At 38.5% G+C, this 13063-nt stretch carries 13 protein-coding genes; 1 reads left to right on the forward strand and 12 read right to left on the reverse strand.

Annotated elements, in window-relative coordinates; genetic code table 11:
• From ACUL40_RS18715 to nuoA, 3 genes are read right to left on the reverse strand one after another with little or no spacing between them, the layout of a single operon-like run.
• Window positions 1-1350 carry an NADH-quinone oxidoreductase subunit C gene (locus tag ACUL40_RS18715; RefSeq protein WP_445422779.1) on the reverse strand — a complete coding sequence of 450 codons (1350 nt, stop codon included), beginning with the start codon at window positions 1348-1350 and terminating at the stop codon, window positions 1-3.
• On the reverse strand, window positions 1347-1865 hold the full coding sequence (gene nuoB / locus ACUL40_RS18720) for an NADH-quinone oxidoreductase subunit NuoB (RefSeq protein WP_000236331.1): 519 nt from the start codon (window positions 1863-1865) through the stop codon (window positions 1347-1349). The genes ACUL40_RS18715 and nuoB overlap by 4 nt, the downstream gene beginning before the upstream one ends.
• Complete coding sequence (gene nuoA, locus ACUL40_RS18725) at window positions 1856-2224, reverse strand: NADH-quinone oxidoreductase subunit NuoA (RefSeq protein WP_000179273.1); 369 nt, start codon at window positions 2222-2224, stop codon at window positions 1856-1858. Before nuoA ends, nuoB begins: the two co-directional genes overlap by 10 nt.
• A gap of 254 nt (window positions 2225-2478) precedes the next feature.
• Here nuoA and ACUL40_RS18730 point away from each other — a divergent pair, with 254 nt between their 5' ends.
• Window positions 2479-5208: an EAL domain-containing protein gene (locus tag ACUL40_RS18730; protein WP_063220191.1), complete on the forward strand. Its 2730-nt coding sequence runs from the start codon at window positions 2479-2481 to the stop codon at window positions 5206-5208.
• 23 nt (window positions 5209-5231) lie between these two features.
• Here the strand turns inward: ACUL40_RS18730 and ACUL40_RS18735 are convergent, their stop codons facing one another.
• From ACUL40_RS18735 to atpE, 9 genes are all read right to left on the reverse strand, one after another.
• On the reverse strand, window positions 5232-5876 hold the full coding sequence (locus ACUL40_RS18735; protein ID WP_000622462.1) for a DUF975 family protein: 645 nt from the start codon (window positions 5874-5876) through the stop codon (window positions 5232-5234).
• Between the two features lie 49 nt (window positions 5877-5925).
• Window positions 5926-6711, reverse strand: a complete 786-nt coding sequence (locus tag ACUL40_RS18740) for a DUF975 family protein (protein WP_445422778.1) — start codon at window positions 6709-6711, stop codon at window positions 5926-5928.
• Window positions 6712-6851: 140 nt separating this feature from the next.
• On the reverse strand, window positions 6852-7253 hold the full coding sequence (atpC, locus tag ACUL40_RS18745) for a F0F1 ATP synthase subunit epsilon (RefSeq protein WP_000847211.1): 402 nt from the start codon (window positions 7251-7253) through the stop codon (window positions 6852-6854).
• A 20-nt stretch (window positions 7254-7273) separates the two neighbouring features.
• The gene (gene atpD, locus ACUL40_RS18750; protein WP_001032595.1) at window positions 7274-8680 is read right to left on the reverse strand and encodes a F0F1 ATP synthase subunit beta; all 1407 of its coding nucleotides are present in this window, start codon (window positions 8678-8680) and stop codon (window positions 7274-7276) included.
• A gap of 240 nt (window positions 8681-8920) precedes the next feature.
• Window positions 8921-9781: a F0F1 ATP synthase subunit gamma gene (gene atpG, locus ACUL40_RS18755; protein ID WP_000157696.1), complete on the reverse strand. Its 861-nt coding sequence runs from the start codon at window positions 9779-9781 to the stop codon at window positions 8921-8923.
• A gap of 337 nt (window positions 9782-10118) precedes the next feature.
• Window positions 10119-11627, reverse strand: coding sequence for a F0F1 ATP synthase subunit alpha (gene atpA, locus ACUL40_RS18760; RefSeq protein WP_000027518.1), 1509 nt, complete (start codon window positions 11625-11627; stop codon window positions 10119-10121).
• Window positions 11628-11638: 11 nt separating this feature from the next.
• Window positions 11639-12181, reverse strand: coding sequence for a F0F1 ATP synthase subunit delta (gene atpH / locus ACUL40_RS18765; RefSeq protein ID WP_000064683.1), 543 nt, complete (start codon window positions 12179-12181; stop codon window positions 11639-11641).
• Entirely contained in the window at window positions 12178-12684 is a 507-nt protein-coding gene (gene atpF / locus ACUL40_RS18770; protein WP_001142624.1) for a F0F1 ATP synthase subunit B, read from the reverse strand. The genes atpH and atpF overlap by 4 nt, the downstream gene beginning before the upstream one ends.
• A gap of 129 nt (window positions 12685-12813) precedes the next feature.
• Window positions 12814-13032 carry a F0F1 ATP synthase subunit C gene (gene atpE, locus ACUL40_RS18775; protein ID WP_000052064.1) on the reverse strand — a complete coding sequence of 73 codons (219 nt, stop codon included), beginning with the start codon at window positions 13030-13032 and terminating at the stop codon, window positions 12814-12816.
• Window positions 13033-13063 lie beyond the last annotated feature (31 nt).

Below are 13063 nucleotides of genomic sequence, written 5' to 3' on the forward strand. Positions count from 1 at the left end.
CTACACCTCCACATCATACGGTTCATAGTCTTTTCTAAGCGGATATCCTACCCAATCATCTGGCATTAAAATACGCGTTAAATTCGGATGCCCTTTAAATACAATGCCGAGCAAATCGTATGCTTCTCGCTCCGGCCAGTCAGCTCCTTTCCAAAGCGCTGTCACAGATTCGACTTGCGGCGCTTCCCGGTCTAGCTTTACCTTCACCGCTACCGATTGTTTCTTGCCATATGAAAACAAATGAACATACACTTCCATATGTGTCACAAAATCCGTCGCATGTAGCTCTGACATATAATCAAAAGCAAGTCCCTCATGGAATCGCAGTGACTCCATCACTTCATAATACTTTTCGGGATCCACCACAAGAGTTGGCACATCCTTTGACAGTTTATTAATGTAGGAATCTACTAATGCACCCTCTCCTAACTTCTCCCTAATAGCCTCAACATACTGATTTAAATACGGCTGATTTACGGACGGTTCTTCCTGCTTCGGGTCATCCTCTTTCTTACCTTCAGCTCCCTTTGTCTTCGCTCTTGCAGCCGCTGCTGCTTTCGCTTTTGCCGCTGCAATTGCCTTTGCCTTTTCATCTCCCGAATCCCCATCACCTTGCGAGGCTTTCTGCTTCGCCAATGCTGCCGCTTTTGCCTTGGCTTTCGCTTTTTCTTCTTCCGTTACTTCTTCGGTTCCTTCTCTTTTCTGCTTCGCTAATGCTGCCGCTTTTGCTTTTGCGGCTGCTGCTGCCTTCGCCTTCGCTTTTTCTTCTTCCGTTACTTCTTCTGTCCCTTCTCTTTTCTGCTTCGCTAACACTGCCGCTTTTGCCTTTGCAGTTGCTGCTGCCTTCGCCTTCGCTTTCGCTTTTTCTTCTTCCGTTACTTCTTCGGTTCCTTCTCTTTTCTGTTTCGCTAACGCCGCCGCTTTTGCTTTTGCAGCTGCTGCTGCCTTCGCCTTCGCCTTCGCTTTCGCTTTTTCTTCTTCCGTTACTTCTTCGGTTCCTTCTCTTTTCTGTTTCGCTAACGCCGCCGCTTTTGCTTTTGCGGCTGCTGCTGCCTTCGCCTTCGCCTTCGCTTTCGCTTTTTCTTCTTCCGTTACTTCTTCTGTCCCTTCTCTTTTCTGCTTTGCTAATGCTGCCGCTTTTGCTTTTGCGGCTGCTGCTGCACGTCGTTTTGCTTCTTCTATAGTAATATCATCATTTTTTGGTAGCGCTTTCTCTTTTTCTTGATCTTCCTCCTCAAGTTCACTTATTTCCGCCTCGTGTTTCGCTACAAGGCGTTTTCTCGCTTCTTCTTTCGCACGCCTAGCTGCTTCTTTTTTCAGATCCTCTAAATCTTTATTTGGATTACTCATTTATTCGTCACCTGCTTTCCGGTCTTTGCCTCGTAACGAATTTTCTCTTTTAATTTATTAATTCCATAGATTAAAGCAGCTGGATTTGGGGGACAACCAGGAATATACACATCAACTGGTACGATTTGGTCTACACCTTTCACAACAGCATATGAATTTACATACGGACCACCTGCTGTCGCACAAGATCCCATCGCAATAACCCATTTCGGTTCGGGCATTTGATCATATAAACGCCGAACAATAGGAGCCATCTTCTTCGTTACTGTTCCCGATACAATCATGACGTCCGATTGCCTTGGTGAAGTTCGAAAAAATGACCCAAATCGATCTAAATCGTAATGTGATGAGCCTACCCCCATCATTTCAATTGCACAGCATGCCAGTCCGAATGTCATCGGCCATAAAGAGTTGCTCCTCGCCCATCCTTTCAACTGTTCCAATGTAGAAAAAAAGATATTTCGTTCTAATTCTGCTCGCTCATTTGGATGTAATTCCTCAAAATTTATAACCATTGTAACACCTTCTTTTTCCAAGCATACGCTAATCCAACTAGCAACATTACAACAAAGATGAGCATTTCAATTAATGCAAATAAACCTAGCTTGTCATACGCAACAGCCCAAGGATATAAAAATAAAGTTTCTACATCAAAGATCACAAACAATAAAGCGAAAATATAATAACGAGCATGAAACCGAATATTTGCATCATGAAAAGGCTCAATTCCACTCTCATACGTCGTCGCCTTTGCTGCACTTGGTTTATTTGGGCGCAGCATCCTTCCTAATGTAAGAGCCACTACCGGCAGCAATATACCTAATAGCAAGAAAATCAAAACGATCATATAACTATTTTCATATACACTTGCCATTGTGAAACCCTCCCCCCTAAATTAAGAACAAGTTCACATAGTAAACAATATGTCCTAGTTGCAGTAATTATTATTTTTAAATTTTTCTAAATAATGCAACTATTCTAATCATTATAGCAAACTTCAAATTCCTATGTCGATATGTTGGGAGACAGAAACAAGAATTATTAAAATCTATCTTTACAACTTGCTATAATTGTGCAAAATAAATATAAAACTTATATATGCTTTTCAAGAAACCGTAGGTGATATAAATGAAAAAACAAACACATGTAAGTATTCTTATAAGCATTGTATTGCTGTCTATAACGCTTCACTATGTAGCAATGCCTTTTGTATATGAATACTCATTTCCTTTTCAGCTATTAATCGGAACGAGCACCCTATTAATTGATATTATCGCTTGTAGTTATATACTTTATTTTTCAAACATGAAAGAAGGGCTATCTCGTTTATTTTGGATCATATTATCTGTTGGAGCTCTCTCTTATTTTATCGGTGATATAGTCGTTGCCTATCAGCGTTTAATTGTAAAGGACTTCTATACGTTCGTTGATCCATCTGACTTTTTTTACTTACTTTTTTTAGTTAGCTTTACGTTTGCCTTTCTATACGAAATCATTTATAACCGAGATTTATTAGAAAAACTTTTTATGCTATGTGATATTTGTATTATCGTTACAGCCCAATTTACTTTAAGTTACTACTTACTTATTGAACGAACTATTCATATCTTTACAACATCCTATATCGACATATTTGTTCAACTTACCTATCCAATGGCTGATTTACTCTTTCTCTTAATAGGAATCAACCTTTTATTCAAACCACTATCCTTATTACCTAAAAAGGTCGGTGCACTTCTTGGCAGTGCTTTAATTTTATATGCTACTACAGATGCGATTTATGCTTATATAAAATACTTCATACCAGAGTATTCTATGTTTACAGTTACGCCTTTCTATCAAGTAACCTTAGTACTAGTAGCAATCGCCTGTATTCTCCATACAAAAAAGCCTGAAAAACAAGAACAAGTACTACTAACACCTAAAATTGGCGAATCAATCCGATTATCATTACCGTATATTTCTGTAGTAATGCTTATTGTTTTTATATTAGTTGAATACGTTTTTGCGCCTATTATAGTAATCGGACTTATAATAACTTTTTCTTTCGTTCTCATACGTCATAGTTTAGTTCGAAAACAAAATAAAATATTATTGATCGCTCAAATGCAATTCAACTCAGAACTCGAGAAACAAATTAAACTACGTACAGAAGATTTAGTAGAACAGAAAAATGAACTCTATCATAATCAACAAATGTTTAAATCTTTATACGAGCATCATCCAGATCCAATTTTCACATTAGATTTGTACGGTAATTTTCTCAAAGTAAATAACGCTGGTACTACTTTACTCGGTTATCAAACGAATGAATTATTAAACCAGCCTTACTATTCACTCATATACGAAGAAGATTTAGAAGAAATGATTAACGCCTTTCATCGCGTGAAAAAGGGATATTCGATTTCTTTAGAAATACGGGCTTACCATAAAAACAGAGATATTTACTACTTGCACGTTACCGCCGTACCGATCTTTTTAAAGGAGAAAATTTCTGGGGTTTATTTAATGATTAAAGATATTACGGAAAGCAAACAACAACAAGAACAAATCAACTTCCTAGCATACCATGATACTTTAACAGAGCTTGCAAATCGTCGTGCATTTCATCAACATTTAGAACAGGCAATTGCGCGAGCAAAAATATCGAAAAAGCCTTTTGCTGTTATGTTTCTCGACCTAGACCGTTTTAAAGTTATTAATGATACCCTCGGTCATCGAGTAGGAGACCTATTGCTCATCGCAGTAGCAAAAAGGCTCGAAAGAATAGCAACATCAAATATGAAACTCGCGCGGCTAGCTGGGGATGAGTTCACAATCCTTATCGAGAATTACAAAAAAAAGCCAGATGTCCAAAAAATAGCTGATAGGATTGTAGCGGCCATGAATGAGCCATTTGAAATCGAAAATCAACATTTACAAATCTCACCGAGCATCGGAATTGCAATATATCCTGAAGCAGGTGAAGATGCGCTATCCATTTTGCAGCATGCTGATATGGCCATGTACGAAGCAAAGAATAAAGGAAAAAACGGTAGCTCTCTTTACACGAAAGAACTATATAAAAAAATGGAACGAAAAGCTCGAATTGAAAAAGATTTGCCAATCGCTTTAGTAAACAAAGAATTTTATCTCGTTTATCAACCACAAATTGATACGACAACAAATAAAATTATCGGTGCTGAAGCTTTAATACGATGGAAACACCCGCTATTAGGTGACATTTCACCATGTGAGTTTATTCCAATTGTAGAAGAGACGCCACAAGTAGTCCCACTTGGACATTGGGTATTACAAGAAGCTTGTCTCCAATTAAAAATATGGCATACCTTTGGCTACCAAAATTTAAAAATAAGTGTTAATTTATCCGCAAAAGAATTCCGGCAAGATCAATTAATCGAAAACATTTCACAAATATTAAACGACGTGCAAGTCGACCCAAAATATGTAACCCTTGAGTTAACAGAAAGAATTGCAATGATTGACGAGAAAGAAACGTTATTGAGACTGAAGCAATTAAAAGAGTACGGTATCCAAACTTCCATTGATGACTTCGGTACTGGGTATTCTTCTCTTGCTTATTTATCAATTTTTCCAATCGACACATTAAAAGTACCGAGAGAATTTACACAATTAGCTGATCATCGTCCTGAAGAACGAGCCATCGTTTCTACAATACTTTCCCTCGCAAATACTTTAAATCTTTCAGTCGTTGCCGAAGGAATTGAAACCGAAAAACAACTTAAGTTTCTGCAAAAACATAACTGTAAATATATGCAAGGTTACTATTTCAGTAAACCACTTACTAGTAATCAATTTATAAAATTTCTACAAAAAAACCCCAGTATGAACAAATAATTCATACTGGGGGTTTTATAGTGCTAAATTTTTTTCTCATAATATTCTTCTGCAATCTCTTCGTAAAAAGCTGCAGATGTCGTATAGAAATATGGAATTAACCATAAGAATCCAATCCCTAACGTAATACAACTTAATATAAACCAGCCAATAAAACTTAAACATAAAATGAAATACTCCATCTTATGTCCATCCATCATACGACGACTTTCTGTAATAGCTTGGTTCAGTGAATACTCAGGATGATCGTTTATAATAAAGTATGTCATCGCATAAGAAAATGATTTAATAATACCTGGAATAATGAACAATAACGTCCATAAGAAAAGATAAAGATTTACTAATAAATATAATAAAAATGATTTTAGAAATCTCTTTCCCTCTGAAAACCAAATGAATACATTACCAATACTAGCTTGCTTTTCACGAAGGATATTTAAACCAAGGTAATATCCACCTAAAGTTAACGGTCCAGTTACAAAAAATGAAAGAATATTCGTTGAAAGTGAACCATTTGTTTTTTGCCAACCGAAAATTAAAGAAAATCCCCAATCAACACTAAAACTAAAAGCCGTGATAAGAATTGAAATGAGTAGTGTAGCTCCAACAGCTAATCCCCATTTCCCTTCTAATGAATCTAGTGCTTCTCCTTTTAAATCACTAATCATGCGTAGCCTCGCCTCCTATACACAATAATTCTATTAGTATAGCATGTTCCTATTGAAATTCACCTTTTGAAATGTAGCGATAAAAGTGTGCTGTCGTCGTACTCATATACGGACTAAGCCAAAGAAATCCTATTCCAAAAGTAAGCAGCGCTAAAATAGCCCATCCTATGAAGCTCAGCCATAAAAGAAACAAATCTAACTTATGACCCTTCATAAGATTCTTACTTTCCTTCATCGCCTGCGAAACACTATATTCTGGATTTTCAATCATCACATAGTACGTCAGTGCATAAGAAAAATACATCACAATCATACCAACAATTGAAATTGCTAATAGTACGAAGAAAGCTATTGCAAATGACGTATTCCCTTCTTCACCTAACAATGCAAATAAGCCTATTAACAGCATCGGAATCCATGTACCTGTATATAACAAAATCGCAAGCATTGCCCACATTGTTTTCATCATTCTTTTAAAGCCACGAAATCCTTCGAATAAGTAATCTACTTTAGCATCTTCTCGTTTACTAATCTGTAAAAATACATTTGTATAACCATATGACGTAATCCCATACGATGCGTTACTCAAAATTATCATAATGCAATAAAAAATTCCAAAGGTAATACCTGCTCCAATTGACATCGTTTCCTCTTCAAATGATCCAGTTAAGCCTGCAACTGAGAGAAATATAATAATTCCTGGAATTAATAGTATAAGCATTGCAGCCAGCGAAACAACATAACTTAAAATAAAATATAAAATTGTTGATCCAACACCTAGTCCCCATTTTCCCTTTAAAGAGTACAATGCTTCTCGCTTCATTTCACCAATCATTGATCCATCCCCTTTATGAAATATAAATTGTTGTACACTTCTACTTATACAAGCATCAATATAATTATACCAGTTTTGTAAAATTATCCATAAAATACACAAAAAAAAAATCCGTAAAGGCAAAGCCCTTACGGATTTTTTTACTTCATATCGGAAACGTTCAAACGGTTCACAGCACGTTGTAATGCCATTTCTGCACGTTTAAAGTCAACATGTGCTTGTTTATCTTGCAGACGTTGCTCAGCGCGACGCTTCGCTTCATTTGCACGATGGATATCGATATGGTTTGCTTCTTCAGCAGATGATGATAATACAGTCACTTTATCTGGACGAACTTCGATAAAGCCACCGCTTACTGCTACATAATCAGTGTGTCCACCATTTTTCAGACGAACTGCACTAATTTTTAATGGTGCAACAGTTGGAATGTGACCTGGTAAGATCCCCATTTCCCCACTCTCTGCTTTTACACTTACCATTTCTACTTCTTTTTCGTAAACCGGTCCATCAGGAGTTACAATACTGACTGGAAATGTCTTCATACTTCGTCCCTCCTAAGGCCTTACGCCATCATTTTCTTCGCGTTTTCAATAACTTCTTCAATGCCACCTACTAAGCGGAATGCATCTTCTGGAAGGTCATCATATTTTCCTTCTAGAATTTCTTTGAAACCACTAACTGTATTCTTTACAGGTACGTAAGAACCTTTTTGACCTGTAAACTGCTCAGCTACGTGGAAGTTTTGAGATAAGAAGAATTGAATACGACGAGCACGATGTACAACTAACTTATCTTCTTCAGATAACTCATCCATACCTAAGATAGCGATGATATCTTGAAGCTCTTTATAACGTTGTAAAGTTTGCTGTACTTGACGAGCTACTTCATAATGCTCTTCTCCTACGATTTCTGGAGAAAGTGCACGAGATGTAGATGCTAATGGATCTACGGCTGGGTAAATACCCATTTGCGTTAAACGACGCTCTAAGTTTGTTGTTGCATCTAAGTGAGCGAACGTTGTAGCTGGTGCTGGGTCAGTATAGTCATCGGCTGGTACATATACCGCTTGGATAGACGTGATAGACCCTTTATTTGTAGATGTAATACGCTCTTGTAATTGACCCATTTCTGTTGCAAGTGTTGGTTGGTAACCTACCGCAGATGGCATACGACCAAGAAGGGCAGATACTTCAGAACCCGCTTGCGTGAAACGGAAGATGTTATCGATGAACAGAAGTACGTCTTGTCCTTGCTCATCACGGAAATGCTCAGCCATTGTTAAACCTGTTAATGCAACACGTTGACGTGCTCCAGGTGGCTCGTTCATTTGTCCGAATACCATCGCAGTTTTCTTGATTACGCCAGAATCGCTCATTTCGTGGTATAAGTCATTACCCTCACGAGTACGCTCACCTACACCAGCGAATACAGAGATACCACCGTGCTCTTGTGCGATGTTATTGATTAATTCCTGAATTAATACTGTTTTACCTACGCCGGCACCACCGAATAGGCCGATCTTACCACCCTTAATGTAAGGAGCAAGTAAGTCTACTACTTTAATACCAGTTTCAAGAATTTCTACTTTAGTAGATAATTCTTCGAATGCAGGTGCTTGACGGTGAATTGGATCACGGTGTACATCCGCAGGAAGTTCACCATCTAAGTCAATTGCATCACCTAATACGTTGAATACACGTCCAAGTGTTGCATCACCAACTGGTACAGAGATTGCTTTACCAGTATCTTCTACTTCTGTGCCACGAACAAGTCCATCTGTGGAAGACATCGCAACTGTACGAACTGTATCATCACCTAAATGAAGTGCAACTTCAAATGTTAAGTTCATGCTTCCGTTTTCGTTGCTTTGTTTTACCGTAAGGGCATTGTAGATTTCTGGTAGCTTTCCGCCATCAAACTTAACGTCTACAACCGGACCCATGATTTGCGTAACGCGCCCTTTATTCATCGGGTTCCCTCCTAGCTTTCTTTTAATTAGCTACCTCTATCAGAGAGGTTAGCTTTTAATTTTTTATTAGTTTAGCTTACGCGACTCTCCTGAAAGAGCCGCTTCCGCTTTTTATTGAATCCAGCTCCAGCGGTTAGAATGTTCGGTGGCTTCGCTTTTTCCTACGAGGCACAAATCGCCTCTACGTCAAAAGGCTCCATCCCCCTCTCATTCTGAACGAACCGCTTCCGCTTTTTAATACTATTCTAACGCTGCTGCTCCACCAACGATTTCCGTAATTTCTTGCGTAATCGCTGCCTGACGCGCACGGTTGAATGAAAGTGTAAGTGAATCGATAACTTCCATTGCGTTGTCTGTAGCACTCTTCATTGCTGTCATACGCGCTGCGTGCTCACTTGCTTTACCGTCTAGTAATGCACCGTACACTAAGCTTTCTGCGTATTGTGGCAATAGTACTTTTAAAATTTCTTCTTCAGAAGGTTCGAATTCATAAGCTGTCGTCGGTTTGTCAGACGCCACATCAGTAAGCGGTAAAATTTTATTTTCCGTTACCTCTTGTGAAATTTTACTTACGTAATGGTTGTAGTAAATGTACAGCTCATCATAAGCACCATCTGCGAACATCGCAATTGCTCGAGAAGCAAGGTCTTTAATATCAGTAAATGATGGGTGGTCAGATAATCCAACTACTTCATCAATAATGTTAAAGCCGCGACGTTTTAAATAATCACGTCCTAGTCGTCCAAGCACAATAATAGAATATTGGTTTGAATCCATATTATGACGTTCACGAATTACGTTACTTACTGTACGTAATACGTTACTGTTATAACCACCTGCTAGTCCGCGATCAGACGTAATAACGATGTATCCTGTACGCTTTACAGGACGCGCATTTAGCATTGGATGATTAATCCCTTTGCTTCCTTGCGCAATGCTCGCTACTACTTCTTGAATCTTTTCCATATACGGAACGAAAGATTTAGCATTTTGCTCTGCACGGTTTAACTTAGATGCAGATACCATCTCCATCGCTTTCGTAATTTGACTCGTTTTCTTTGTCGAGTTAATCTTCGCTTTTATATCGCGTAAAGATGCCACAGGTTTTCACCACCTTTTTTCCGGAAGTTGGCACGATTAGTAAGAATCCTCTTCCTAATCTACGTTGCAAGATATTCTTGCTCATGATTGAAGGAAAAGAATAGGTGCACCTACTCTTTTCCTTTACATGACCTTTAGCAATCTCAGAGCCCGAGATGCCTTTTATATATACTATCTAGCTCCAGCGGCTTGAATGAGCCGCTTCCGCTTTTATTAATCTAGTTCCGCCTCCTAGCCCCTTTCGTCTAAGAACCTTCCCCACAAGAAGGTAAAAAGCACCTTCTGTGAGAAAGAACCTTAGCCGATGGGGCTGAACAGTCGGCTCCACTTTTTATTATTATTCAGAAGCTACGAATACTTTTTTAAATCCATTGATTGCTGCTGCAAATTTGTCGTCATCCGCAAGTTTCTTAGTTGTGCGGATTTCTTCTAATAAGTCAGTCGCATTAGAATCTAACCAAGCATGGAATTCTTCTTCAAAACGAGTGATATCTACTACTGGGATATCATCTAGGAATCCACGTGTTAAAGCGTAAAGAATGATAACTTGTTTCTCTACACGTAACGGTTTGTGTAATCCTTGTTTTAATACCTCAACAGTACGAGCACCACGGTTTAATTTCGCTTGAGTTGCTTTATCAAGGTCAGAACCGAACTGAGCGAACGCTTCTAACTCACGGTAAGATGCAAGGTCAAGACGAAGTGTACCTGATACTTTACTCATTGCTTTAATCTGAGCAGATCCACCTACACGAGATACAGAAGTACCCGCATCGATCGCTGGACGTACGCCAGAGAAGAATAGGTCAGATTGTAAGAAGATTTGTCCATCCGTAATAGAAATTACGTTTGTTGGGATGTATGCTGATACGTCCCCTGCTTGTGTTTCGATGAAAGGTAGTGCAGTTAAAGAACCGCCGCCTTTTGCATCACTTAATTTTGCTGCACGCTCTAATAAGCGAGAATGTAAGTAGAATACATCCCCTGGGTAAGCTTCACGACCTGGAGGACGACGTAATAGTAATGACAGCTCACGGTAAGCCGCTGCTTGTTTTGATAAGTCATCATATACTACTAATACGTGTTTACCATTGTACATGAACTCTTCACCCATTGTTACACCAGCATAAGGAGCTAGGTATAATAATGGAGCTGGTTGAGAAGCAGATGCAGTTACAACGATTGTGTATTCTAATGCACCGTGCTTACGTAGTGTTTCTACTACGTTACGTACAGTTGATTCTTTTTGTCCAATTGCTACGTAGATACAAATCATGTCTTCATCTTTTTGGTTAATGATTGTATCAAGTGCAACTGCTGTTTTACCAGTTTGACGGTCACCAATGATTAACTCACGTTGACCACGGCCAATTGGTACAAGAGCATCGATCGCTTTAATACCTGTTTGAAGTGGCTCATGAACAGATTTACGATCCATTACACCTGGTGCTGGACTTTCGATTGGACGAGTGTTTGTTGTATTGATTGGGCCTAAACCATCAACTGGTTGACCTAATGGGTTTACAACACGACCAATTAGTTCTTTTCCTACTGGTACTTGCATGATGCGACCAGTACGACGAACTTCGTCACCTTCACGGATTTCTGTGTAAGGTCCTAAAATGATAATACCTACGTTGTTTTCCTCTAAGTTTTGTGCTAGTCCCATAACGCCGTTAGAGAACTCTACAAGTTCACCAGCCATAACGTTATCAAGACCATGAGCACGCGCGATACCGTCACCAACTTGGATAACTGTACCAACATCACTAACTTCGATTTCAGACTGATAGTTCTCGATTTGTTGCTTTATCAGTGCGCTAATTTCTTCAGCTCTGATGCTCATGTGCTTCACCCCTATCTATTCTTCATTAATTCACGCTGAATACGTGCTAATTTTCCTTGTAAACTTCCGTCATAAATGCGATTTCCAATACGTACTTTAATTCCGCCTAGTAAATCTTCATCTACAACATTTTTCACGCGAATTGCATCTTTTCCCGTTCTCTTTGCAAATGCTTCAGCAATGTTAAGCTTCTCTTCTTCTGATAGAAGACGAGTAGAATATACAGTTGCATCCGCTACGTTACGTTCTTCATTAGCAAGAACAACATATTCATCTGCAATTTCAGGTAAGATATCAATGCGTTTGTTATCAATTAAAATATATAACGTATTTAAAATAGATTCAGAAACAGATCCGAATACGTTTGCAAGAAACGTTTTCTTTTGTTCCTTTGAAATGTTCGGTTGCGTTAAAAAGCTATGTAGTTCTCCGTTCTTTACATAAACGTTTTGTACAAGGCGTAATTCCTCTTCAAACATTTCTAATACGTGTTTTTCTTTTGCAATTTTAAAAAGAGCGACAGCATAACGTTTTGCTACAATCCCATTGCTCATCGCGCTTCTCCTACTTCTTTAATATAATCGCGAATTAACTTCACTTGATCTTCTTCTTTTAATTCTTTTTCAATTACTTTAGAAGCAATTTGAACAGATAAAGAAGCGACTTGTTCTTGTAAAGCAGCAATTGCTTGCTCTTTTTCGCGTTGAATTTCTTGTACAGCAGATGCTTTAATTGATTCTGCTTCTTCTTTCGCAGCAGCAACAATAACATCCTTTTGATCTACAGCTTGCTTTTTCGCTCTTTCGATTAACTCTTGTGCTTCAACACGCGATTGTTTTAACATCTCACGTTGTTCTTCTACTAATTTCTTCGCTTCAGCATTATTTCTTTCTGCAGCGTCGATTTCATTAGCAACGTGCTCTTCACGTTCTTTCATAATTCCCATTAAAGGACCCCACGCAAATTTGCGTAGCATTACTAATAGAAGTAAGAAAATGAACAATGTATAAGCAATCGTTCCAAATGGAATGGAAGCTCCTAATAATAAAGTTGGCACAAGGATTCACTCCCTTCAAAATATCTAAATTGATCATATGAAAAAAAAAGACATACGTTTCGTTCATAAAGCAATGGCGAAGAAAGTTCGGAAAAACACTCTTCGCCATCTATGTAAGGGGAGTCTCCCTTATTTGTTCATTACGATGAATGCAATAACTACACCGATGATTGGAAGTGCCTCAACTAAAGCAACCCCGATGAACATAATTGTTTGAAGTGCGCCTTTTAATTCTGGTTGACGAGCAACACCTTCGATTGTACGTGATACGATAAGACCGTTACCAATACCTGCACCTAATGCTGATAAACCAATTGCAATTGCAGCTGCGATTACACCTAAACTCATTTAATTTGTCCTCCTTTGTATTATAAAAAAA

This window comes from Bacillus sp. KNSH39, assembly GCF_052656585.1.